This window comes from Streptomyces racemochromogenes, from assembly GCF_044129415.1.
Lineage (GTDB): Bacteria > Actinomycetota > Actinomycetes > Streptomycetales > Streptomycetaceae > Streptomyces > Streptomyces racemochromogenes_A.
Map to the genome: position 1 here is coordinate 1 of NZ_JBBDHD010000108.1, position 23,990 is coordinate 23,990.

The 23,990-nt window shown below is 76.3% G+C and carries 17 protein-coding genes; 2 read left to right on the forward strand and 15 right to left on the reverse strand.

The window, feature by feature from the left end:
- The 9 genes from WDV06_RS29005 to WDV06_RS29045 all read right to left on the reverse strand — a co-directional run.
- Positions 1-302 (reverse strand): S-adenosylmethionine synthetase N-terminal domain-containing protein (locus WDV06_RS29005; protein ID WP_395512762.1); only part of this gene is annotated, 302 nt, incomplete at its 3' end.
- Positions 299-1,063 (reverse strand): holo-ACP synthase, encoded by a 765-nt coding sequence (gene acpS, locus WDV06_RS29010; protein WP_395512763.1) that lies wholly within the window; start codon positions 1,061-1,063, stop codon positions 299-301. The genes WDV06_RS29005 and acpS, both read right to left, overlap by 4 nt.
- A 1-nt stretch (position 1,064) precedes the next feature.
- Entirely contained in the window at positions 1,065-1,928 is an 864-nt protein-coding gene (locus WDV06_RS29015) for a class-II aminoacyl-tRNA synthetase family protein (RefSeq protein WP_395512764.1), read from the reverse strand.
- 35 nt (positions 1,929-1,963) lie between these two features.
- Positions 1,964-2,857 carry a diiron oxygenase gene (locus tag WDV06_RS29020; RefSeq protein WP_079424602.1) on the reverse strand — a complete coding sequence of 298 codons (894 nt, stop codon included), beginning with the start codon at positions 2,855-2,857 and terminating at the stop codon, positions 1,964-1,966.
- 64 nt (positions 2,858-2,921) lie between these two features.
- Positions 2,922-3,968 carry a class I SAM-dependent methyltransferase gene (locus tag WDV06_RS29025; RefSeq protein ID WP_395512765.1) on the reverse strand — a complete coding sequence of 349 codons (1,047 nt, stop codon included), beginning with the start codon at positions 3,966-3,968 and terminating at the stop codon, positions 2,922-2,924.
- Entirely contained in the window at positions 3,965-4,804 is an 840-nt protein-coding gene (locus WDV06_RS29030) for a class I SAM-dependent methyltransferase (protein WP_395512766.1), read from the reverse strand. Before WDV06_RS29030 ends, WDV06_RS29025 begins: the two co-directional genes overlap by 4 nt.
- Positions 4,805-4,875: 71 nt before the next feature.
- Positions 4,876-5,382: a MaoC family dehydratase gene (locus WDV06_RS29035; protein WP_395512767.1), complete on the reverse strand. Its 507-nt coding sequence runs from the start codon at positions 5,380-5,382 to the stop codon at positions 4,876-4,878.
- Positions 5,383-5,445: 63 nt separating this feature from the next.
- On the reverse strand, positions 5,446-6,636 hold the full coding sequence (locus tag WDV06_RS29040; protein WP_395512768.1) for a trans-sulfuration enzyme family protein: 1,191 nt from the start codon (positions 6,634-6,636) through the stop codon (positions 5,446-5,448).
- Between the two features lie 102 nt (positions 6,637-6,738).
- Positions 6,739-8,187 carry an MFS transporter gene (locus tag WDV06_RS29045; protein WP_395512769.1) on the reverse strand — a complete coding sequence of 483 codons (1,449 nt, stop codon included), beginning with the start codon at positions 8,185-8,187 and terminating at the stop codon, positions 6,739-6,741.
- Between the two features lie 254 nt (positions 8,188-8,441).
- On the opposite strand from WDV06_RS29045, the gene WDV06_RS29050 reads away from it, so the two are divergent.
- Complete coding sequence (locus WDV06_RS29050) at positions 8,442-11,003, forward strand: molybdopterin-dependent oxidoreductase (RefSeq protein ID WP_395512770.1); 2,562 nt, start codon at positions 8,442-8,444, stop codon at positions 11,001-11,003.
- Entirely contained in the window at positions 11,000-11,998 is a 999-nt protein-coding gene (locus tag WDV06_RS29055) for an FAD binding domain-containing protein (RefSeq protein ID WP_395512771.1), read from the forward strand. Before WDV06_RS29050 ends, WDV06_RS29055 begins: the two co-directional genes overlap by 4 nt.
- On the opposite strand, the gene WDV06_RS29060 is transcribed toward WDV06_RS29055, so the two are convergent.
- The 6 genes from WDV06_RS29060 to WDV06_RS29085 form a co-directional block, all read right to left on the reverse strand.
- A complete protein-coding gene (locus WDV06_RS29060; protein WP_395512772.1) occupies positions 11,970-14,267 on the reverse strand; it encodes an FUSC family protein in 2,298 nt (765 codons plus the stop codon). The genes WDV06_RS29055 and WDV06_RS29060 overlap by 29 nt on opposite strands.
- A gap of 73 nt (positions 14,268-14,340) precedes the next feature.
- Entirely contained in the window at positions 14,341-16,014 is a 1,674-nt protein-coding gene (locus WDV06_RS29065) for a thiopeptide-type bacteriocin biosynthesis protein (protein WP_395512773.1), read from the reverse strand.
- A gap of 29 nt (positions 16,015-16,043) precedes the next feature.
- Entirely contained in the window at positions 16,044-17,948 is a 1,905-nt protein-coding gene (locus WDV06_RS29070) for a TOMM precursor leader peptide-binding protein (protein WP_395512774.1), read from the reverse strand.
- A complete protein-coding gene (locus WDV06_RS29075; protein WP_395512775.1) occupies positions 17,945-19,981 on the reverse strand; it encodes a hypothetical protein in 2,037 nt (678 codons plus the stop codon). Before WDV06_RS29075 ends, WDV06_RS29070 begins: the two co-directional genes overlap by 4 nt.
- Positions 19,978-21,114 (reverse strand): lantibiotic dehydratase C-terminal domain-containing protein, encoded by a 1,137-nt coding sequence (locus WDV06_RS29080; protein ID WP_395512776.1) that lies wholly within the window; start codon positions 21,112-21,114, stop codon positions 19,978-19,980. The genes WDV06_RS29075 and WDV06_RS29080 overlap by 4 nt, the downstream gene beginning before the upstream one ends.
- Positions 21,115-21,152: 38 nt before the next feature.
- Positions 21,153-23,927, reverse strand: a complete 2,775-nt coding sequence (locus tag WDV06_RS29085) for a lantibiotic dehydratase (protein ID WP_395512777.1) — start codon at positions 23,925-23,927, stop codon at positions 21,153-21,155.
- Positions 23,928-23,990: the final 63 nt, after the last annotated feature.

The window sequence follows — 23,990 nt, forward strand, 5'->3', positions numbered from 1 at the left end:
GGGGACTGCGCGCCGATGGACACCGAGACCCCGCAGGAGGCGCCGTCGAAGCCCTTCTTCGAGGAGTCGTAGCCGATGTCGAGGATGGCGCCCCGGACGAGTTCGGCGATCGGCGCGTACGCGGTGGTGGTGACCTCGCCGGCGATGTGGACCTGGCCGGTGGTGATGAGGGTCTCGACGGCGACGCGGCTGGCCGGGTCCTCGCGCAGCAGGGCGTCGAGGACGGTGTCGCTGATCCGGTCGGCGATCTTGTCGGGGTGGCCCTCGGTCACCGACTCGGAGGTGAAGAGCCGCTTGCTCATGCCTTCACCTCGGCGGAGAAGAAGTGGGTGGCGATGGCGTCGAGGGTGCGGATCTCGTCGACCTCCAGGGTCTCCATCTGGATGGCGCGGCCGCTGTGCTGTTCGAGCAGGAAGACGAACTCGACGAAGGACAGGGAGTCGATCAGCCGGTTCTCGATGAGGTCCAGGTCGGAAGCGATGTCGTCCAGCTCCTCGTGGCGGGCGAGGAGCCAGTTCTTCACGAGCTGAAGGCCTTCGGACATGGTGTCTCTCCTTGGAGTGCTGTGTACGGGTTGCGGGGTGGGCGCGGACCCGGCGGCCGGGTCCGGGGGTGCGGGCGGTACGGGGGGACCCGGCGGTCCGGGCTCCAGGAGCGGGGCGGCGACCGCCACGGCGTAGTCCACGTCGTGGCTGATGGTCACGGTGATGCCGGCGATGCCGGAGTCGGCGGCCATCCCGGCGGCCGCCCCGCGCAGTTCGACGAGGGGCCAGCCGCCCTCGGAGCGCCGTACGACGATGTCCCGCCAGGGCAGGACCACGGCCCCGACGCGCAGGGTCTTGAAGGCCGCCTCCTTGGCCGCAATCCGCCCGCACAGGCTCAGGACGTCGAGCCGGGCGGAGGTGTGGCAGTCGGCGAGTTCGCCGGGGGTGAGCATGCGCTGGAAGAAGTCCTCGCCGTATGCGGCGAGCAGCCGGCGGACACGGCCGACGGACACGATGTCCATGCCGAGGTTCGCCCAGCCCAGGCCGCCCGCCGGCGGGGCGACGGGTCGGGTCTGCACGTCAGATCGCCGGACCCGCCGCGTTCGCGCTCAGGACGGCGGCGGTCGCCGCGCCCCAGCTGCCGTGGCGGCGGGTGAGCGCGGACAGCCAGCGCTCCAGGCCGAAGGCGACGCAGCTGGTGAACGCCGGCCCGCCGCCGGAGGCGAGGGGGATGTCGCAGCGGTCGCCGAAGAAATTGCGGTGGGTGTTGACCGAGGCGATCGCGAGGTCCTCGTACAGGAACTCGTGCTTGACCGGGGTCAGTCGCTGGAGGACCGCCTTGGAGCTGCCCTTGTCGAAGAAGGGGTCGCAGGCGGCCTCCTTCGTCAGCGGCAGGTCCAGGGCCTCGGCGAAGGCGTTGATGCGCCGGGTGAACCGGGCCAGGTGCTCCTCGGCGTGCTCCCGGGTGCCGATGGCGACGATCTCCCGCATGCGGAAGCCGAGCTGGCGGCGCAGGCCCTCGTAGTGCTGCTCCTTGCGGAAGCACCAGCCGACCACGGTGACGAGTTCGTCGTCGGCGGCCGGGCGGCCCTGGTGGTCGATGTAGACGGCGTAGCAGGACGCGGACGGCAGGCCGAGGGCGGCCGGTTCCAGTGCGTCGCAGGGGAAGCAGCCGGTGTCGGTACAGAACTCGCTGGTCTCCCGGACGTCCAGGTTCAGCGGGGCGGCGACGACGGCCTGGTGGGGGAAGTTGTCGTAGTAGTCGAGCCGGGCCAGGTCGGCGGCGGGCAGCAGCGGGGGCATGGTCATCGAACGGGCCCCGGCGTGCACCCCCCAGCTCTCGAAGGTGTCGTCGAGGAGCCGCAGCAGGGCGGTTCCCTCGGGGCCGAGTGACGGCAGGCCGCGGGTGTCTGGGGTGGTGGTGTGGACGGTCGTGACGCTCATGGGGGTGTCACCTCTCGGACGGCGGTGGTGCCCTCTCAGACGACGGGCAGGACGTCGTCCGTGAAGATCCCGGTCTTCAGGAAGAAGCCGAGCGGCTTGCGGATGGCCTTGCGCTCGTGGGGGCGGCGACGCTCGTCGGCGACGAGGGCGTTGCGCAGGCCGATGGGGTCGGCGATGCCGGCGTCCCGGTACACGTGGGGGTTGTAGAGGGAGTTGATGCTGTAGACGACGTAGCGCTTGAGGTAGGCCTCGACCTCGGCGACGCGGGCGGCGGGGACGGCCTCCTTCATCCGGGTGAAGAGGAGGGAGACCAGTTCGCGGCCGAAGGCGATGTGGCGGGACTCGTCCTGGTGGTGGATGCGGTTGACCTCGCGGATGGTGTGGCACAGCGACTCGTCGCGCGCCATCCGCGTGTTGTAGTGGTCGACCAGCTCCTCGAAGAACAGGATCCGGGAGAAGACCAGGAAGTTCTCGACCTCGGGCTCCCAGGCGGAGTCGGCGCGCAGCGCCGTGGAGCCGTAGATCTTGTCGCCGTAGCGGCGGCAGAACTCGGCGAAGAACCACATGTGCTCGTTCTCCTCACCGATGAAGTGGTGGAAGAAGTCCGAGGGCACCTCGAAGCCGGGCATGTGGATGCGGCCGACGACCTCGATGAGCAGCTCGCGGATGCCGTGCACGTTGAGGCTGTAGAAGTTGATGCTCTCCCACTTCGAGAGGCGCTGGAGGGTCTCCTCGCCGAGCTCGTCGTAGAAGGGGGTCCCGTAGACGGTGAGCAGCTCGGGGGTCATCCACATGCGGCCCTCGTCGAGCTTCTCGGGCCAGTCGAACTGCTGGTACGGGTTGTAGTACTCCTCGATGGAGCGGGAGCTCAGCCGTTCCAGGACTTCCAGGAACCGGTCGTTGACGGGCAGGGGGGCGCTGACGCCCATGGTGACTCCTCGTCGGTGGTGGTGGGGGCCGGGGCGTGCGGGCCCCGGGCCGGCGGGCCGGGCGCTACGGGCGGACCTCGTAGACGGCGTTGACCGGGGTCTCGGTCGCGCGGCGCCAGCGGGTGAAGCCGGCCTCCTCGGCGATGGCGCGGAAGGCCTGCTCGCCGGAGTGGTTGCCGAGCGCGTGGGGGCCGTGCTGGGCGACGGCCACGGGCAGGCACATCACGGCGGAGAGCGCCATGAACATGCGCGCGGGCGCGGTCTGGGTGTCGATGTCCTCGGGCGACACGTTGGACTCGACGAGCATCCAGGTGCCGTCGGCGTCGAGGGACTTGTGCACGTGCCGGGCGGCGGAGACCGGGTCGCCCATGTCGTGCAGGGCGTTGAAGAAGGTGACCAGGTCGTAGCCGCTGCCGGGGTAGTCGTCGGCGGAGGCGACGTCGAAGACGACGCGGTCGGAGAGGCCGGCCTCCTCCGCGAGGCCCCGGGCGATGGCGATGGCCTCTTCGGAGTAGTCGAAGCCGTGGACGGTCGCCTGCGGGAAGGCCTTCGCGATGAGCAGGGTGGTGTGGCCGACGCCGCAGCCGACGTCGGCGACGGTGCCGCCGGCGGCGAGCTTGCCGGTGACCCCGGTGAGGGCGGGCAGCCATTCGGGGACGAGGCGGTGCTCGTAGGTGGGCTGGAAGAAGCTGCCCATGCCGGTGTCGAGGGCCGCGTCGTGGTCGGCCCAGCCGACGCCGTCGCCGCTGCGGTAGGCGTCGACGAGGAGGTCCTCGGTGCCGTAGAGGGCCTTGAGGGCGGTGAAGAAGCCGGCGGCGAAGGTGATCGCGTTCGGGTCGGCGAGCACCGGGACGTGGTCGGCGGGCAGGGTGTACGTGCCGGCGGCCGGGTCGCGCTCGACGTAGCCGGCGCTCAGCTGGGCGTGCAGCCACTCCTCGGCGTAGCGGGGGTGGATCCCGGCGTGCCCGGCGAGGGCGGCCGGGGTGAGCGGGCCGGCCTCGGCGAGGGCGCGGTAGAGGCCGAGGCGTTCACCGAGGGCGACGGTGAGGCCGCGGACGGCGGCGCCGGCGTCGCCGATGACGCGCTGGTGGAAGTCGTGGGTGGCGCTCATGCCGCTCTCACCTCGGTGGTCGGGAGGTCGCAGGTGAACAGGAAGGACCGCGGGACGCGCGGGACGCTGCGCGCGGGGACCGGGTAGGGCCAGCGGCCGAAGTCGGCGCCGTCCTCGCCGGGCTGGCGGACCTCGCGGACGTCCCAGCCGCAATCGGCGAGGAGCTCCTCGGGGGTCTCGGTGCCGAACAGCCAGGGGTTGCCGTCCTCTTCCAGGCACTTCAGGAAGGGGCGGGAGAGCGGGTTCTCCAGCGCGGACTTGCTGATGACGTCGCCGAGGAGGACCGAGCCGGGCGCGGAGTGCGCGGCCAGGGTGGAGATCAGGTTGCGGACGGCGGCCTCGGGGAGGAAGAAGAGGAGGCCCTCGACGACCCACAGCACGGGCTCGTCGGAGCGCCAGCCGGCCTCCTTCAGCGGGCCGGTCCAGTCCTGGGTGAGGTCGACGGGGACGGCGGTGCGGGTGCGTCCGGCCGGCTGCGGCTCGCCGGCCAGCATCTCGGCCTTGGCCTCCAGGAGGGCCGGGCGGTCGAGTTCGTAGACGGTGACGCCGTCGGGCCAGGGCAGCCGGTAGAAGCGGGTGTCCATGCCGGCGGCGAGGAACACGACCTGGCGGATGCCGTGTTCCTCGACGGTCCTGACGATCTGCCGGTCGAGGTAGGTGGTGCGGATCGCGAGGAACGGCACGGTGCCGGCTCCGGCGTAGCGCTCCAGGAGTTCGAAGCCGATGGTGTCGGCGACGGTGCGGGCGTACGGATCGGCGAACAGCCGGTCCTCGCGGTCGGTTTCCAGGGCCCGCGCTGCGGCGGTCCACTGGGCGGTGCGGGATACGGCCTCCACGGGAGGACTCCCTTTCACTTCGGCGGACGGGGAGGGGGCGGGCGCGGTACGGGGTCCCGCGCCCGGCCGGGTCAGGCCAGGGAGCTCACGCGGACGACCGGGTCCTGCGCGGCGCAGGGGTGCGGCGTCGCGCACTCGGCGGGGCGGCGCCGGAAGATGCTGTGCAGGACCATGCTGAAGACGACGTTCCCCTGGGCGTCGGACAGCGTGCACTTGGGCTGGACGACGCCGGTGGCGGGGTTGAACGGCGAGGGGCGCGAGCCGAGGATCTCGACGCGCGCCGTGAGCACGTCGCCGGGGCGGACGGGCCGCAGGTAGCGGATCTCGTCGACGCCCGGCGAGCCGGTACAGGCGCTGTAGGCGAGCAGTCCGTCCACGTAGCGGCGCATGAACATCGAGGCGCTGTGCCAGCCGCTGGCGATGAGGCCCCCGAACGGGCTCTGCGCGGCGAGCTCCGGGTCGGTGTGGAAGGGCTGCGGGTCGAAGCGCCTGCCGAACTCCAACACCTCCTCCGTCGTGACGGTGATGGTTCCCAGCTCGTGGACGTCACCGGTCCGGAAGTCCTCGAAATAGCGCATCACGCGCCCCCCTTGACATAGAGGAGTGTTTCTCTGGCGTGAACCAATCTACGAATCGCACGCTTATTTTGTCAACCCAAAAGAAGACCGCAGTGCCTGTTCAGCGTCCTGCCAGAGGTCCTCCGGGTCCTCGATCCCGACGGACATCCGCACCAGGCCCGGACCGATCCCGGCCCGCCCCAGCGCCTCCTCGTCCAGCTCCCGGTGGGAGGTGCTGGCGGGGTGCGTGACCAGCGTCTCCACGCCCCCCAGCGACAGCGCGAGCCGGGCCAGCCGGACCCCCTCGACGAAGGCCCGGCCCGCCTCCCGGCCACCGTGCAGTTCGAAGGAGAGCAGCCCCCCGCCGCCGGAGAGCACCTTGCGGGCGAGGGCGTAGGAGGGGTGCGTTCTCAGCCACGGCCAGTGGACGGCCGCCACGGCCGGGTGGGCCGCCAGCCGCTCCGCGAGCAGGCCCGCGTTGGCGCAGTGCTCGCGCATCCGCAGCGGCAGGGTGGCGATCCCGCGCAGGGTCAGCCAGACCGCGAACGGATCTGCGCTGGCCCCGAGTTCGACCGTGCGCGGCCATACCTCGCGGCGCAGGGCGTCGTCCGCGAAGACGGCCGCACCACCGAGGACGTCGGAGTGGCCGGCGAGGTACTTGGTGGTGGAGTGGAGCACGATGTCGGCGCCGTGCTCGATCGGACGGCACAGGACGGGCGAGGCCAGGGAGTTGTCGACGGCGCTGAGCACGCCCAGGCGCCGGGCCGCCGCCAGCAGTCCGGGCAGGTCGGGGACCTGGCCGGTGGGGTTGGCGATGGTCTCCAGGACGAGCAGCCGGGTGCGGGGGCCGGCCAGCGCCTCGAACTCCGCCGTGTCGTCGCCGCCGATGTGGTCGACCCGGATCCCGTAGCGCTCCGACAGGTCCTTGAGCGCCGCGTACGTGCCCCCGTACAGGCAGCGTTGCGCGATCACCTGGTCGCCGGGGCGCAGCAGGGCGAGCAGGACGCCGCTGATGGCGCCCATGCCGGAGGCGAAGGCGATGGCCGAGGCCCCGCCCTCCAGGCCGGCGAGGGTGCGTTCCAGGGCGCGCACGGTGGGGTTGCCGCGGCGGCTGTAGACGTAGTCGCCGTCGGGCCCCGCCATGGCCCGCGCCAGCGCGTCGGCGGTGTCGAAGGCGAAGGCGGAGGACTGGACGAGCGGGACGGACAGCGGCCGGCTCGCGGGGAGGTCGAGCTCGCGGTCCACGTGCACGGCCCGGGTGCGGATGTCCTTCATCAGGGTCTGCCTCTCTCGTTCGGGTACGGAAAAGGGGCCGCCCGACGTCCGGGGAGGACGTCGGGCGGCCCCTGGGGTGAGCGCGGGGCCGTCCCCCGTGCGTCAGACCCCCGCCGTCTGGCTGTGCGACGCGGGGGCGTCGGCGGCCGGGGCGGCGGCAGCGGCGACGGCCTTGTCGCTCTTCATGGCGAGGAGCGTGACCAGCGCGCCGACGGCCGCGATGACGGCGGCGGCCATGAACGCCGCGCTGAACCCGTCGGTGAGGGCGGGCAGGTTGCCCAGTTCGCCGGCGCCCTGGGTGGTGGCGAGGGCGGTGAGGGCGGCCAGGCCGAGGGCCGAGCCCACGTTGTAGGTGGTGTTGACGATGCCGGAGGCCAGGCCGGCCTGCTCCTGCGGGGCGCCGGACATCGAGGCGATCATCGCGGGGATGTAGGCGAGCGCCATACCGAGCGCCGCGACGAGCGAGGCGGGCAGGACGTCGACCAGGAAGGAGCCGGTCGGCTCGACGGCGGAAAGCCAGAGCAGGCCGAGGGCGAGGGCGAACAGACCGCCGACGATCAGCGGCTTGGCGCCGAAGCGGCCCATGAGGCGGGCGGTGATGGCCGTCATGAAGATCATCAGCAGGACGGTCATCGGAAGCAGGGCCGCACCGGAGGCGAAGGCGCCGTAGCCGAGCACCTGCTGGAGGTACAGGTTGAGGAAGTACCACATCGGGATCCAGGCGGCGCCGAGCAGGGTCATGGCGAGGTTGCCGGAGCCCAGGCGCGGGATCCGCCAGACGCCGAGCGGCATGAGCGGCTCGCGGACGGCCTTCTGGATCACGAAGAAGAGGACGAGCAGGACGGCGGCGCCGATCAGTTCCAGCACGGTGGCGGTGGAGCCCCAGCCGGCCTCGGGGGCGCGGACGACGGCGAAGACGGCGAGCGCGAGGCCGGCGGTGACGGCGACGGCGCCGAGGACGTCCACGGAGCCGCGGCGGGACTGGACGGCGGGCAGCAGCCTGGTCAGCGCGAGGGTGGCCACGCCGATGGGGACGTAAATGGCGAAGCACCAGGGCCAGCTCACCCACTCGGTGAACACGCCGCCGAGGAAGACGCCGGCGGTGCCGCCGGCCGGGGCGGCTGCGCCGTAGAGGGCCATCGCCTTGCCGAGCTCCTTCGGGTCGTGCCCGAAGAGCATCATCAGGAGGGTCATGGCCGAGGGCGCGATCAGTGCGCCGCCGACGCCCTGGACGGCCCGGCCGGCGATCTCCACGGAGGCGCTCTGCGCGGCGGCGGCGAGCACGGAGCCCACGATCATCACGACCCAGCCGGTGGCGAAGACCTTGCGCGCCCCGAACAGGTCGGAGAGCCGCCCGCCGAGCAGCAGCAGTCCGCCGAAGACGATGACGTACGCGTTGAAGACCCACTGGAGCTCGCCCTGCGAGAAGCCCAGGTCCTTCTGCATCTCGGGGAGCGCCACCCCGATGATCGAGGTGTCCATGATCACCATGAACTGAGCGGCGGCAAGCACGCCAAGTGCCCACCAGCGCCGGGGATTGACGGTTGACATTGCCCTGGCCCTTCCTCTGTCGTATACCCCCAGGGGGTACCTGCGCGATGCAAAGTAGCATACCCATGGGGGGTATGTAAGCGTGCGGTTCGGGACTTGAGCGGAACTCGATCCGCGCGGCCGCCCCCGTCACCCGCACGGCCCCGCCCCGGGCGCGGGCACGCTGCGGCCGCCCCGCCGGCGGGATATCAAGGACCGTGAAGGTGAGCCCGCCGGGCCCGGCGGCCGCCACCCGGCCCGGAGGAGTGCGAACCGTGGAGTTCGAGGTCAACGGCGTCCCGCACACGGCGGACACGGACGACGACCCGGCGGCCGTGGAGGTGCTGCGCGAGCGGCTCGGCCTCACCGGCACCAAGCTGGTCTGCGCGGGCGGGGTGTGCGGGGCGTGCACCGTCCAGGTCGACGGCGAGCCCCTGGTCTCCTGCCTGACCCCCGCGGCCCTGCTCGCAGGGCGCCGGGTGACCACGGCCGAGGGCCTGGCGGGCCACCCCGTGGCCCGCGCCTTCGCCGGACAGGACGCCCTCCAGTGCGGCTACTGCACCCCGGGCTTCGTCGTCGAGGCGGCCGTGTTCCACGACCGGTGGCGGGCCCGGCACGGCCGCACCGCGCCCGGGCGCGAGCGGATCACCGAGGCCCTGGAGGGCCACCTGTGCCGCTGCGGCGCCTACGAGCGGATCCTCGCCGCGGTGGACGCAGCCTGCGCGGGCGAGTACGACGCGGAGCCGGACCCCGCGGCCGCTCCCCCGCGCGCCGAGGCCCCCGAGAAGGTCGCCGGGACGGCCCGCTACACCACCGACCTGCGCCCCGAGGGGCTGCTGGAGGGGGTGGTCATCCGCTCCCCGCACGCGCACGCCCTCGTACGCTCCCTCGACGCCGGCGACCTCCCCCTGGTGCGGCTGCTGCCGCCCGACGGGGTGGTCCGCTACGTCGGCCAGCCCGTGGCCGCCGTGGCGGCGGCCACCCGGGCCGAGGCGCGGGCCGCCGCCGCGAAGGTCCTCGTGGACTACGAGGTACGGCCGGCGGCCCTCGACGTACGCGACGCCCGGGCCGGCCGGGGGCCGCTGGTCTACGCGGACAAGGCCGCCCGCAAGGGGGCGCCCAGCTCCGGCGAGGGCGGCCTCGGGCTCCCCGCGAAGTGGGAGGGCAACCGGCGCGGCCCCGTCAGCATGAACAAGCGCGGCGGCGAGGCGGTGCGCCGGATCCTCAGGGCCCGCGCCAAGAGCCCCGCCCGGCTGGTCGAAGGGCTCTACACCACCGCCGCCCAGAGCCACACCCCGCTCGAACCGCACGCCGCCCTGGCCCACTGGAGCGACGGCACCCTCCGGCTGGAGGTCTCCACCCAGGCCGTCCAGCGCGTGGCGCGGCTCGCCGCAGAGCGCTGGGGCCTGCCCGCCGAGCGGGTCCTCGCCAGCGCCCCGCACGTGGGCGGCGGCTTCGGCTCCAAGGTGGGACTGACCACCGACGTCGTCGCGGCCGTGGAACTCTCCCGGCTCCACGGCGCCCCCGTCCGGGTGGCGCTCGACCGCGACGAGGAGCTCACCGACGGCGGCTACCGCCCCGCCACCCGGATCCGGCTGGCCATGGCGGCCGACGCGGCCGGGGACCTGGCGGCGCTGGCCGTCGACGCCGACAGCGACGGCGGGGTCTCCGTCGGCGGCTCCGTGGCCGCGCTGGCCCGCTTCATGTACGGACGCGCCCCGCGCCGGCTCCGCGACTTCGACACCGTCACCCACCGGCCCCCGGGCGCACCCTTCCGCGGCCCGGGCGGCCCGCCGCTGTGCTGGGCGCTGGAACAGGCCGTCGACGAGATGGCCCACCTGCTCGGCGAGGACCCCATCGACCTGCGCCGCCGCTGGGACGGCAACCCCAAGCGCCGCGCCCTGTACGACTGGGCGCAGGCGCTGCCCGTCTGGACTCAGGTCCGGCGCGGCGGCTCGGGCCGCTACCGGCGCGGCGTCGGCGTCGCCGCCGCCAACTGGCTCTACTTCGTCGACCCCGCCACCGAGGTGGAACTCACCGTCGAGGACGGGACCGTCGTCGCCCGCTGCGCCGTCCAGGACATGGGCACCGGCGCCCGCAGCGTGCTGCGGCGGGCCGTCGCCGACGGGCTCGGCGTCGAGGCGGCCCGGGTCCGCGTCGAGATCGGCCTGAGCGGGCGCGTGCACGGCCCGATCTCCGGCGGCAGCCGGACCACCCCCTCCCTCGCCCCCGCCGCCCGGGACGCCGCCGAGCGGCTGCGCGCCGCGCTCGGCGGCGGCGACGTCGCCTCCCGCCTGGACTCCGCCCACGGCACCCGCGTCACCGGCAGGCGCCCCCGCGACCGGCGCGGCTTCGCCCTGCCGTTCACCCTGGGCGGTCTCGCGGTCGGCCGCGGCTTCACCGGCTCGGTGCAGGTCGCCGAGGTCGAGGTGGACACCCGGCTGGGCCGGACGCGGGCCCTGCGCGTGTGGAACGGCATCTCCGCCGGCCGGATCCACGAGGACCGCCTCGCCCGCAACCAGTGCGAGGGCGCGGTCGTCCAGGGCGTCGGCTACGCGCTGTACGAGGAGCGGCGCACCGATCCGCTGACCGGCCGGGTACTGACCGAGAACCTGGAGGACTACCGGATCCCGGGCATCGGCGACACCCCCGAGATCACCGTCCACTTCCACCAGGAGGGCTTCGAGCACGTCCCCGGCGGCGGGGTCGGCCTCGGCGAGGTCGCGACGCTGCCCACCGCGGCCGCGCTGGCCAACGCCGTGTACGACGCCACCGGCTGGCGCCCGTACGACCTGCCGATCCGCCCCGACCGGCTCCTGGAAGGACTGCGCACGTGAGCACCGAGCCCGCCCTCACCGACCTGTCGGCCGCCGTCCTGGCGCGCGGCGGGGAACTGCGCGCCGGCGGCACCGACACCACCGCCCGTCAGCGCTCGGGCGTCTCCCCGGGCCCGTTCACCGACCTGTCCGGCGTCTCCCACCTGCGGGGCGCCACCCCGCTGCCGGGCGGCGGGTTGCGGGTCGGCGCCCTGACCACCCTGGCCGAACTGGCCTCCGACCCCCTGGTGCGGGACGGCTGGCCCGCCCTGGCGCTCGCGGCGGGGGCCGCGGCCACCCCGCAGGTCCGGGCCGCCGGGACGCTGGGCGGCAACCTGCTCCAGCGCAACCGCTGCTGGTACTACCGCAACCCGCACACCGCCTGCCTGCAGAAGGGCGGCACCGGCTGCCCCGCCCGCGAGGGCGACCATCACCTCGGGGTGGTCGCCGGGGAGGGCCCGTGCGTCGCCCCGCACCCCTCCACCCTCGCGGTGGCTCTGCTCACCTACGACGCGCAGGCCGAGGTGCACGGCGAATCCCCGCGCCCGGTCGCCGCGTTGTACGGGGACGGCAGCCGGCTGCACGACGTCGACCACCTGCTGCCGCCCGGCCGGATCCTCACCTCCGTCCGGCTGCCCGCCCCCCTGTCCGGCGAACGCGCCGCCTGCCGCCGGGCCATCAGCCGGGCCCGCGCCGAGTGGCCCCTGGTGGAGGCGGTGGCCCGGATCTCGCTCCGGGGCTCCACCGTCACCCGTGCGGCCGTCGCGGCGGGCGGGGTGGCCCGGGTCCCGCTGCGGCTGCCCGAGGTGGAGGAAGCCCTGACCGGCCGGGAGGCCACCCCCGAGGTGCTCGCCGAGGCGGCGTCGACGGTCCTGGGCCGGTGCCGGCCCCTGCCGCGCACGGGCTACAAGACCACCCTGTTCCGCGCCACCGTCCTGGAGGCCCTGGAGCGGGCGGTGGCCCGGGGGCCGCGCCCCGGGGAGGCCGTCACCGGGCCCCGCCCTCCGGGGCGGTGACCCGTTCCAGGTCGGTCGTCAGGGAGTCCAGCCAGGACACGGCCGCGTAGTAGCGGCGTGGCGCGCCGGGCGGCTCCGCGGCGGACCCCCGGTACGCGGGGTCCCGTAGCGCGGGCACGGGCGGGTTGTCCCCGCCCGGGTCCAGGTGCGCCGAGACCAGCAGCATCCGTCCCGCCACCCGGTCTCCGAGCCCCGTCAGCCGCTCGGCCGGCTCGGGGCCCAGGGCGGCGGACGAAACCGGCCCGTCGGACGGTGCCGGTCCGTCGGTCGGGGCCGGTCCGTCGGACGGGGCCATCCCATCCGACGGGGCAGGCCCGTCCGGCGGAGCCAACCCATCCGACGGGGCAGGCCCATCCCGCGGAGCCAACCCATCCGGCGGGGCGGGTCCGTCGGGCGGGGCCGTCAGCCGGTCGGCGCCCCACAGGACGTGGTGACCGGCCATCAGGGCCGCCTGCCAGTCGGGGCCGGGCGGCCCCGGGGCGGCGGTCCCCAAGCGGGCTGGCTCGCTCTGGAACTGCGCGTACGCCGACTCCGCCAGGACCAGCGCGTGCCGCAGCGACCGGTACCCGCGCCCGGCCACCGCGTCCTGCCCGACGGCGCCCGCGGCGACGCAGGCGCCGGTCGCCACCACGGTCTCGGCGGCCCGGCGCAGCAGACCCGCCGCCGCCCGCCCCAGCTCGTCGTGCGCGCCCCGGGGCCAGGCCAGCAGCCCGAACACGCCGCCGATCAGGCTCCCGATCAGCACGTCCGCCATCCGCACCCCGGCCAGCCGCCAGGTCGCCGGGGCCAGCTGCGCGAAGACCATCGCCACCAGCACGGTGAACAGCCCCTGCGCCCATCCCACCCCCTTCACCGGCCCCACCGTGAACGCGAAGAGCATCCACACCGGCAGGACCACGGCGTACACCGCGGTGTGCGGTCCGACCAGGGTGAGGAGGACGGCGGTGAACAGGGCGCCGGCGAAGGTGCCCGCCAGGGCGATGCGGATGGTGCTCCGCGTCTCGCCGAAGGTGGTCCGCGTCATGGAGAGCGTCGCCAGCATCGCCCAGAACCCGTGCGGCAGCGTGTCCAGGCCGGCGACCAGCCGGGCCGCGGCCAGCGCGAGGCCGATCCGCACCGCGTTCTGGAAGAACACCGACCGGCGTCCGGCGTGCCCCCGGATCCGGTGCCACCACAGCAGCGGCGCGGGCGTCCGGGCGTACCAGAACCGCCCCGGCTGCACCCGGTCCGCCGCCGCGCGGCCCCGTACGGCGAGGGAGGCGGCCGTGGCCGTCGTCAGCGCGGCGTCCGCCACCTCCAGCACCGCCGCGTCGCGGCGCAGCACGGCCGGGGCGGCGGCGGGGGCTGCGACCAGTCGCGCGCGGGCCGCGACGAGCTCCTCGTACGCGTCCCCGGGGCCGGCCCCCGGAGCGGTGCCGGTGCCGGGAGCGGTGGTGCCGTCCGGCCGGGGCCGCAGCTCCCGCGCGGTGCTCTCCGCGAGCCGCGCCACCGCGCGGAGCACCTCAGCGGCCCCGTCCGGCGGTCCCTGGAGCGCCGAGAGCCGGCTGAGCAGGGTCCGCGCGGCCAGGCCCGTGTGCGTCAGCGCCCGGTCGCGCCTGCCCGGCCCGGCGGGCCGGTCGGCCTCGGGCACCCTCAGCGACCGCAGGGCCGTGCCGTCCCGGCGCGCCCGTTCGGCGGAGGCCGGCGACAGCGCGTACGGGGGTGCGGCCAGCTCCCGCGCGCAGTGCGCGGCGGTGGCGCCGGCGGTGGCCGCGAGCTCCCGGTAGGACGGCGGCGCGGGCTCGGGGAAGAGGTACCGCTCGGCCAGGACCAGCAGGGCGAGCCCGGCGGTGGTGCCGATGAGCCGCAGGCCGAGCGAGCCGGGGTCGTAGGGCGGGAAGGACGGCAGGATGTACAGCAGTTGCAGCCCCGGCCCGGCACCGGCCGGCCCCGGACCGCCCACGGCGGCGAAGGCCAGTGCGAAGCCGATGACGAGCATCCCGGCGACCGCGCTCCAGGTGCGCACCGACAGGAAGGTGCCCACCACGACCAGCAGCCAGCACACCGGCACCAGCCGCACTACGGTGGCGGCCCGCTGCGGCCCGGTCCCGGGGATGCGCGACAGTCCGGCGAGGGCCACGACGGAGAACAGCGCGTACGTGGCGGCGGTGGAGGAGCCGAAGCCGTACAGGAACAGGTAGAACCCGGCGGCGCCCACCAGCGCCACCCGCACCGCTCGGACCGCCGGGGCCGTGTAGGCCGCGGGCAGCCGTCTGGGCACACCACCCACCCCCTCAGGATCACCCCCCTCCCCCGCCCCGGCACCACGACCGTCGGCCGGGCCGGGCCCTCACACCGCCCCGTCAGCCGGCGGCGGGGCGGCGCCCGAGCGGCAGCAGGTACTGGAGGGGCTGCTCCAGGTCGTCCAGGCCGAGGAGCTCGTGGGCCAGGTCGTCGTGGAATCCGCCGAGCGGGGTGCCGGCCAGTCCCAGGGCCGTACCCGTGAGCAGCAGGTTCTGCGCCAGGTGGCCCGTCTCCAGCAGGGCCAGGCGCAGGGCGCGCAGGCCGTAGCGGCGGCGCAGCAGGCCGAGCTCCGCGTACAGGGCGAGGACCACCGGGGCCCCGTCGATGCCGATCCAGTGCGGGTCGGTCGCGGGCCGGGACAGGTACGTGGACAGCGAGGCGATCTCCGCGGTGGCCGGGGCCGGGCCGACGGGCCGCAGCGTCCGCCGCTCGGGCACGCAGTCGTACGTGCCCGCCGGGACGCCCTCGACGTCGAGCACCAGCAGCCGCACCCGGGCCGTGTAGAGGCCGCCCGCGCTGGGGTGGGCGCGGTGGACCGGGGCGTCCTCCGGCAGCGGACGCCCGCCGCGCTCCCCGTCGGCCAGGGAGTGCCACAGGAGCGCCCCCAGGCCGGCCGCGTCCAGCGGCCCGCCGAGCGCCCCGCGCACCGAGGCCCGGCCGGCGAGGGCCGCGCCGAGCGACACCTCGGGCAGCGGGCCGGCGGGCAGGGGGAGTTCGGGCGCCGACGGCGCGGAGCGGGCCGGCCCGGGCGGCACCGCGCGCAGGGCCGTGTCCTGGTTCCGGCCGATCTGGAACTTGCTGCGCTCCAGGTACTGGAAGTCGGGGGCGGTGTGTCCGTCCGGGAAGTAGCCGGCCGGCTCCCCCGTCTCCATCAGGGTGCGCGCGACCAGCCGGCACACGGCCCGCTCCTCGTCGGGGGTCACCCCGAGGCGGTTGAGCAGCATGTGCAGCTGCGAGCCCCAGATCCAGGCCGTCGCGTCGGGGGCCGCGTCCGCCCCCTCCCCCGCGCGGAGCAGGCCGTCGGTCGCGCGGACCCGCCGCTCCCACCGCAGGAGCCAGGGGGCCGCGGTGCCGTCCGCGAGCCGCTCCCGCAGCCCCCGCGCCCGCCGCTCCAGGCCCGAACGCTGCGCGGCGTAGACGGAGTTGACGCGGGTGTGGACGGAGGCCCCCGGCAGCAGCGGCACCTCGCGCACCCACCGCCAGCCCGCCGCGTGCCGGCGCAGCCAGCGGGCGGCGGTGAGCCGGTCCAGGCCGAGGGCGTGCACCGTGGCGTGGACCAGGTCCGAGGCGTGTGCCAGCCGGGCCGACGCCCCGCCCCCGGCGGAGAGGTCCCGCAGGACCCCGAGCACCACCTGCGAGGACTCCACGAAGACCTCCTCGGCGAGGGGCAGCGCGCGCGGGCCGCCGTACCGCTCGGTCTCGGGCACGTACGGCACGGCGCGGACCTCGCCGTGGCGGGAGGACCAGGGGCCGGGCACCGGGGTCACCTTGCCGGCCGCCCGGGCCAGTTCGTCCGGGAGCCGCGCGGCGGCGGCCGGGGCGAGTCCGCGGACCCGGACGCGGACCTGGGGGCCGTCCTCCGCGTACCTGATGAAGAACCACCGTTCGGCCTCCCCGGCCGCGACCAGGCCGTCGAGGAGCGGGGCCGCCTCGTGGAGCAGGAACGCGTCGGTGTCCTCGGTTCCGGCGTGCAGGAAGACGTAGAGGCTGTGCCAGGGGTCGGTCGTGTTCATCTGCGGTCCTTGGCGGGAGGCGGTGCGGGTCAGGGGAAGGGGTGCGGGTGGAGGGCGAGGTCCTCGTGGCGCTGCGGCCGCGGGGTGCGGCCCAGGCGGTGCGGCACCTCCAGCAGCCGGGGAAGGCCCCGGGTGCGGCGGTTGACGTGCCCGAAGGTCATCGGGAGCGCGCCGGGGACGACCACCTTCACGCAGTGCAGGCCGAGCCGGTCGCGCAGTCCCGGTTCGGTCTGGTCGACGGTGACCACCTCCAGGCCGGCGCGGGCCAGCCGCTCCACGGTGGCCGTGAGCAGGGCGGCGAGGTCGGCGACCGGCTCCGGCGCTCCCGGCCAGGCGCGGTCGGCCGTGACGGCCGGAGTGTCGGCGAAGAGGAACTCCAGGCGCGGGGCGGCCTCGGGGAGGGCGCTGAGCCCCACGTGGTCGTCCAGGCCCACCACCAGCTCGGGCCGCTCCAGCATGGGCCGCAGCCGGCGGGGGTCGCGGGCGCCGTCCTCGGCGAACGAACGCCCGGGGGATTCGAGCACGTTGGTGACCACCTCCGCCACGGCGGAGCGGATCGCGGCGCGCGGGTCGTGGTGGGCGCCCGCCGCGAGGAGCATCCGGGGCGCGTCGGGGTGGGAGCCCTCGTAGCGGCAGACGGCGACGACCGCGGGGATCCCGAAGTCGTTGGTCGCGTCGAGCAGCCGGAGCCGGTAGCCCGCCACGGCGGCCCGGTCCGCGAGCAGGGCGGTGTCGGGGTCGTCGGGGGGCGGCTGGATGCGGCGCAGCGGGGTGGCGGCGTACCAGGCCATCAGGAAGGCGTCGCGTTCCGCGACCTCGAACAGGCCGTAGAGCGCGGCCTCTTCGGGGCTGCTGCCGAGGCCGCAGCCGTTGGAGGACTCGTACACCACGCGCGGCCGGCCGGCGCCGGGCACGTCCCAGTAGGCGACGTGTTCGGGGACGAGGAGCGGGCGCCGCCGGGTCAGCGACCAGCCGCGTACCCAGTCCAGTTCCAGGCCGGGTGCATACGGGACGGTGGATGAGGCCGGGTGCCCGTGGTGGGCGGGGTCGGGCAGGCCGAGCCGCTCGGGGTCCAGGGCCCGGTCGGGGCCGAGGGCGGCGAAGGAGGCGCGCAGGTCGGTGCGGCGGCCGGTGGGCCGCATGCCTGCGTACCGTTCGACGGCCTCGAACAGGGCGATGCGCTCGCTGTCGGCGAAGTCGCGGGCGCGGCCGTATCCGCCGTCGTCGACGGGGCGGCCGTCGGTGACGAGCGCGCTGGTCAGCGAGAAGGCGGAGTCCTCGGAGCGGAAGAGGCCGCGCACCGGCCCGAACCGCTCGTCGTGCAGCGCCTCCCGCAGGCCTTCCGGGCCCGCGGTACGGGGGTTGGGGACGCGCAGGACGTACGGGTCGGGGAGCGGGCGGGGCGCACCGGGCAGCGGGGCGGGCTCGGTGGCTGAGTCGGCGGGGAGGGGGTGGCAGACGGCGCAGCCGCCGATCGGGCGGGGGCGGTGGGTGGACCAGGTGCCGCGCGCCTGGTGGACGACGTGGACGACGGCCGCCCCGTCGTCCTCCGCTGCCCGTGCCCCGGCCAGCAGGTCCTGCACCAGGGCGCCGAGCGGGCCGGCCAGGGCCGGGGAGGGCACGCCGGCCAGCTCCAGCAGCGGGCTCCGCCAGGGCACCCGGCCGCCGGCGGTGGCCAGCCGCTGGAACTCGGTGCAGCTCAGGCAGGCGGCCGCGCCGGGCGCGAGCAGCGGCCCCACCACGGCCAGAGGCCCGTCGAACCGTACGGGAACCAGCGCGACGGGGTGCGTGAGCGCGTGCCGGCTCAGCTCCTCGGCGAGCCCCAGCGTCCACCGGGTCATCAGCACCACCGCCGAACCGCTGGTGGCGGCCAGCGCGGCGGCGGGCCCGAGAACGGGAACGGACAGACCCCCCAGGGGCCCGGGGACGGTCACGGCGCCTCCTTCCCGGTGATGTCCACCACCGCGAACCCGAAGGCGCGCAACTGGCTGACGAGTTCCCGGACCCCGGCGGCCCCGAGGGAGCCGGGCCCCGAGGGCGCGGGCAGTCCTAGGGAGCCGACGCCCCTGAGCACGCCCCTGATCCCGACGCGGTCAACGGGCCCGACGCCGTCCCATGGCCCGAGGACGCCGGGGGGCGCGACGCCGTCTCCGACGGGGTCCAGGGGTTCGAGGCCGTCAGGGGGCCCGGCGCGGCCGGCGAGCCCGACGGCATCACCGCGTACCACCGCGCCGGAGAGCGCGACGCCGTCGGCGGGTTCGCCGCGGTCGGAAGGCCCGACGGCGTCGGCTACGTCGGGGAGGCCGGATCCCGTGAGCCGGTGCAGCGCGGCCTGGAACGCTTCCTCGCGGCCGGCCACGTCCGCCATCCAGCCGTTGGTCCACCCCGCGTCCTCCCAGGCCGCGATGCGCGCCCCGGCCGTGGCCAGCGGCGCGACGGCCCCACCCGAGGGCGGCACCCGCCGGCCAACCGGCCCCGTCACGGCCGGGACGGCGGGCGCTGGCGGAGTAGGGGTGGTAGTCGGGGCCGGTGGGGTGGGGGCCGTCAGGGCTGAGACGGCGGCGAGGGCGGCGAAGGCCGCCGCGTCGCCCGGGGTGGCTTCCACGGCCTCGCCGAGCGGCGGCGCCGCGGCGGGGGCGCCGGCCCGGTGGACGACCGCGCGGTACACCTCCTCGCCCGGCGCCGCGCGCACGACCTCCAGCCGGGCCGGGACACCCAGGCGGACGGTCAGCGTCGTCCACCAGTGCCGGGCCTGCGGATGCGCCGACCACCGCTCCTCGGGCACGGCCGCCCCTCCGGGGAGCCGGGCGGCGGCCGCCCGCAGGGCCCGGCCGCGCGCGTGCCCGGGGTCGGCGCCGATGACGAACCCCTCCCCCAGCAGCAGTTCGGCCGCCCGGCAGAACAGCTCCAGCCGGGCCAGGTCCAGCCGGGGCGCCCCGCCCGTGAGCGATGCGCCCGGCACCCCGTCCCCGGGGAGCACGCACCGGGCGAGCGGTACGGGCAGCTGGCCCAGGTCGGCCGGCTCCGGCCCGGGCAGGACGCCGCAGCGCCCGTCGCCGAGGGCGTCCAGCCGGCGCAGTGCCTCGCCGAGGGTCCGCGCGGGGGCGAGGCCGGTGCGCCGGTCGGCGTCGAGCCGTTCGGGGCCGAGCCAGCTCCGGTAGTCGGCGCGCAGCGGACGGGCGTCGGCGAGGAGCACCGCGGGCAGCCCCGGCAGCAGCCGTTCGTCCCCGCCCTCGGTCGCGGGGTCCGCCAGCCCCGCGGCCGCGCACAGCAGCCGGTGTGCGGCCGTGCCGGCCAGCAGCGGGAGGAAGGCGGCGGGGGCCGCCTCCTGCGCGGCGGGTCCGAGCCGTGCCTCCAGGGCCCGCGCGTCGGACCGGGCCTGGGCGGGGCTGCCCGGGGCGGTCGCGTAGCCCCCCCCGCCGCACCGCCCGGCCGCGACCGCCCGGTCCGGCCCGTCGCCGTGGACGCGGAGCAGGACCCGGCCTGCGGGCAGGCCCGGGTCGGCGGTGTACGCGACGGGCAGTCCGCCGTGCGCCAGCGCCTGACCGGCGGCCCGGGCCAGTGCCGCGTCCGGGTCGGCGGCCAGCACCTCGGCGCGGGTGGCGGCGAGCGCGGCGGCCGAGGCGGCGGGCCGCCCGGCGCTCTCCTCCAGCCACTGCCCGACGGGGCCGGGCGCCGGGGGCCCCGCCTCTCCGGCGGCCAGCAGGCCGTGCGCCTCCAGCTGCCGCAGCAGGGCGTCCACCGCCCCGCGCACCGCCGACCCGGGCGCCATCCGTGCGAGGAGGTCTTCGAGCCGGCCCTCCCGCAGCGGTTCCTCCAGCAGCTTCCACAGGGCGGGCAGCGCGTCGCTCCCCTCCAGGGTGAGGCTGCCGCCCCGGCCCCTCAGGTGCAGGCCGGCCCGCAGGGGGGTCACGGCCACCCCGGGCCGCAGCCTCCGTACGGCCGTCGGCCGCGTGACGGTGGTCATGCCCGGCCCTCCACCGCGTCGATGGTCTCGCCGATCTCCGTGCGCCAGTCGCTGCCGGTCAGCCCGGGCGCCGCGCGGACGACCAGGTGCGCCGCCAGGTACCGCTCCAGCGGGCGGACGTCGCAGATCGCGAGCAGCCGGTACAGGGCGTTGGTGCAGGCCCGGTGGACCAGGTAGTCGGGGCTGGCGAACATCCGCCCCCGGGGGTCGGCGCGGCTCAGCAGCCGGTGGAACTCGCTGTAGCGGGTGCGGAGGTCGCGGTTCCAGCGTTCCGCCGTGCCGGCGTCGCCGGTGGCCAGGGCGCGGGCGCCGTACTCGGCCGGGCTCCCGGACAGGTCGGCGCCCGCGTCGTGGCGGGTGCGCGCGAGCCGCCAGGCGCCGGCGGAGAACTCGGGCCAGGCGCGTTCCCAGCCGCGTGCGCCGCCGTCGGCGATCCGTCCGACGAGGGCGGTCACCGCCGCGTCGGCGCGCTCGGCGTACTGCTCGAAGCCCTGGCGCAGCCGGCCGTCCGGGTCGTCGTGGAGGAGGAAGTCCTCCAGGTGGGAGACGTACGACCAGTGGCCGCCGGCGAGCCCGTCGGGGTGGGCGCCCGCGTGGGCGGCGAGGGCGGTCACCGCGAGCCTGATCCGGGCCCGCGCGCCGTCGCCGTGCTCCCCGAGGTAGCCGGCGCCCGCGCGCAGCGCGCCCAGGCCGGCCCGGAGCAGGTCGTCACGCAGGTCGGCGCCGTCCTCGCCGAGCAGGCCCCGTACGGAGGAGCGGTCGACGGTTTCGACCCGGACCGTGTTGTCGGGCTCGATGGGCCCGTAGGGCGGGGGGACGAGTTCGGCGCGGCCGGCCTCGGCGGACCGCTCCAGCAGCTGGGCGTCGGTGAGGTCGGCGTGCGAGGGGTGCTCGCGGAGCCAGTCGCGCAGCGCGGCCGCGGCGGATTCCGCGGTCCGGGCCACCTGACGTGCGGGGCCCCGGAGCCGCAGCCGCAGGTGGGGGCCGTGCAGCCAGTGGCGTTCGACGTGGGCGGCCAGTCCGCCGGCCACGGCCGACTCGGCGAGGGGCAGCAGGGCCCCGCGCAGCAGGGGGGCCTTGTCGGGGTGGTGGTAGTGGGTCACCACGTCGAGGGCGTGGTCGTGGGCGGGCATGTGCGCCGTTCTCCCTTCCGTCGTCGTCCGGTACCGGCTCATCGGCTCATCCGCTCGTCGGGCCGTCGCCGTCGCCCGCTCCGGTAGACCTCCAGGACGAGTTCGACCGCGCGGGCCGGGGCGTCCTGGCCTCCGGGGGCGGGCAGGGCCTCTTCGAGGACGGCTCCGGCGCCGTGGCGGGAGAGCCATTTGGGCAGGCAGCGCAGGTGCAGGGCGTTGCCGAGGTCGACCAGGTGCGGTTTGGGCCGGCTCAGCCCGGTCAGGAAGTCCTCGGCGGCCCGGCCGGTGGGTACGGCTCCGGCGGGGTGCAGGAAGACCTGCTCGGGGAGGTCCAGGGCCGCGCGCCAGCGGGCGGCGGCCTCCGCCGGGACGGGTCCGGCGGCGGCGAGGTCGGCGCGCAGCCGCTCCACCGCGGCGGGCGGCAGCAGCCAGCGGCGGCGGCGGAGCACCAGGTCGCGGTGGCGCAGCCGGGGGACGTGGGTGACGCGGCCGCCGCCGGGTGCGGGACGGGTGCCCCGGGGGACGAGCGGGCGGAGGTCGACGAGGCCGTGGGGGTGGTCGCTGAGGTGGGCGCCGAGGCGGCGCGGCAGGAGGACCGGGGCGAGGAAGCCGGGGTAGAGCACGTCGAGGAGTTCGCCGGTGCCGCGCAGCCGGACGCGCACCTGGTCGGCGGTTTCGTCGTGGACGAGTTCCAGGTCGGCTTCGCCGAGGGAGGCCCAGCGGCGGTCGGGGCCGATCTCGTCGGGGACGAGGAGGGGGTGGAGGTTGGCGTTGAACCCGCCGACGGGCCGGATCTGGGCGGCGTGCGCGCCGGGGCCGAGGGCGCGGCGGACCTGCCGGGACACCTCGGTGCGGGCGGCGGGGTCGAGGGCGTCCAGGAAGCGGCTGGTGAAGCGGCCCCAGCCGCCGTAGACCTGGTTGACGCAGAGCAGGCCGTGGCGGGGGTCGCGCTGGAGGAAGTAGGCGTAACTGAGCGGCCGGGCGAGGGCCCAGTCGGGCAGCCGGTCGCCGAGTCCCTTGAGGAGGTCCGGCGGCAGGAGGACCTCGCGGGTGGTGGCCGGGTCTGCGTGCAGGGCGTCCCGGACGGCCCGGACGGCCTCGGCGCGCAGGGCCGCCGGCCCGTCGGTGCCGCTGGGGAGGGGGTCGGCGGGGTCGAGGTCGGCGAGCCGTCCGGCTGCTTCCCAGGCCTCCGCGATGTCGGCGCCGAACTCCCACGGGTGGGGGCAGCGTCCGCCGGGGCCGTAGCGGGCGACGAAGCGGTCGCGGACGGTCCGGCGCAGGAGGTGGCCGAGGTCGAAGAGCTCCGCCAGGGCGGTGACCTCGGCGAGCGCCTCGTGGTCGGCGGGGCCGAGGAAACCGTCGAGGTCGAGGGGGCCGGGTGCGACGACGTCCTCGGAGACCGGGCTGAGCGGGGCGGACACCGCCGGGACGGGGCGTCCGGCGGCGGCCAGTGCCTCCGTCCAGCGGTGCGAGAGACCGGTCAGCAGGGCGGGACGGGCGGTGGCGGGGGCTTCGGCGAAGGCGGCGGTCAGCCGGGCGATCCCGTCGAGGCGGTCGGCGTGGGCGGCGTCCTCGGCGGTGTCCCCGTCGAGGGAGCGCAGCCAGCCGGCGATGCGGCCCAGCGGGTCGGGGTCCTGCGGCGGGACCGGGTCGGCGGGGACGAGCAGGCCGGTGTCGGCGAGGCGGGCGAGGAATCCGGTGGCGGCGGCCCGGCCGTCGCGGTGCCCGTCGCCGTCCCGGGCCCCCTCCCCGTCCCCGACGCCGGTGCCGGTGCCGGTCAGGGCGGCCGCCAGCAGCTCCGTCAGCTCGTCGAGGGGTACGGGACGCCCCGCGTGGTCGGTGACGAGGGCCAGCGGGCCGGTGTGGGGCAGCCGTGCCTCGTCCTCCGCGGCCATGAGGTAGCGGCCCCCCGCGAAGGCGGTCCGGTCGCGGGAGTACGCCGCCCGCCCGTCGGTGACGCGGGCGGTGCTGGTGATCCGGTGGGGCAGGGCGGCCCGGCGGTGAGGGGCGTCCAGGAGGGCGAGGGTCAGGGCGGTGGTCAGGGTGCGGCTGGGCTGCACGACCTCCCGCAGGGGTCCCGTGAACAGCGGCGCGCGGCCCCAGGCGGGGACGGTGCGGCCCGTGGCCGCCGGAAGGGGTCCCCAGCCGACGGCCGTGAACCAGGACAGCGGGCTGGTCTTGGTGCTGGCCCGCAGGGCGTAGCGCAGGACGGCGGGTTCCTCCTTGCGGGTCCTGCGGTCCTGCGCCCCGGTGCCGGCCCGTTCGACGGCGCGTAACAGGTCGGCGCTGGTGAGCGCGACGGCCTTGGTGAGGGCCGGCTCGCGGCACAGGGCGGCGAGGGCGCGGCGTTCGGCGGTCAGGGCCCGCTCGGCGGCCGGGGCCAGGTCGGCGAGGAGCGCGGCGCGGCGGGTGCGCAGGTCGAGCCAGTGGGCGAGCCGGGGCAGGCGGGCGGGGAGGTCGCCGAGGCGTTCCAGCAGGGCGGGGCGGGGTTCGCGCCCGTTGTGCAGGGCGCGGCGCAGCGGGAGGACCACGTCGCGGTGGAGCCCGGCCGGGTGGCCGTCGCGGCTGTCGTGCAGGTCGTCGCAGAGCGGGGCGGTGGTCTCCAGCAGCTGCCGGTCGAGGTCGTGGAGCCGGGCGAGCAGCGTGCGGAGACCGGTGGCGGCGGCCGGCTCGGCGGGATGGGCCAGCACCGTGGCGCGGACCAGCGCGTACGGCGCGGAGGACACCCGGTAGGCGTCGACGCCGGTGTCGGCTCCCGAGCGGGCCGCGCCCGCGGTCGCGGCCGCGGGCGGCGTGCCGGGTGGCTGCTGCATGCTGGTCCCCGTCCTGTGGGTGGTGGCGGGCCCGCTTCCCGCCGCACGGGGTGCGGCGGGAAG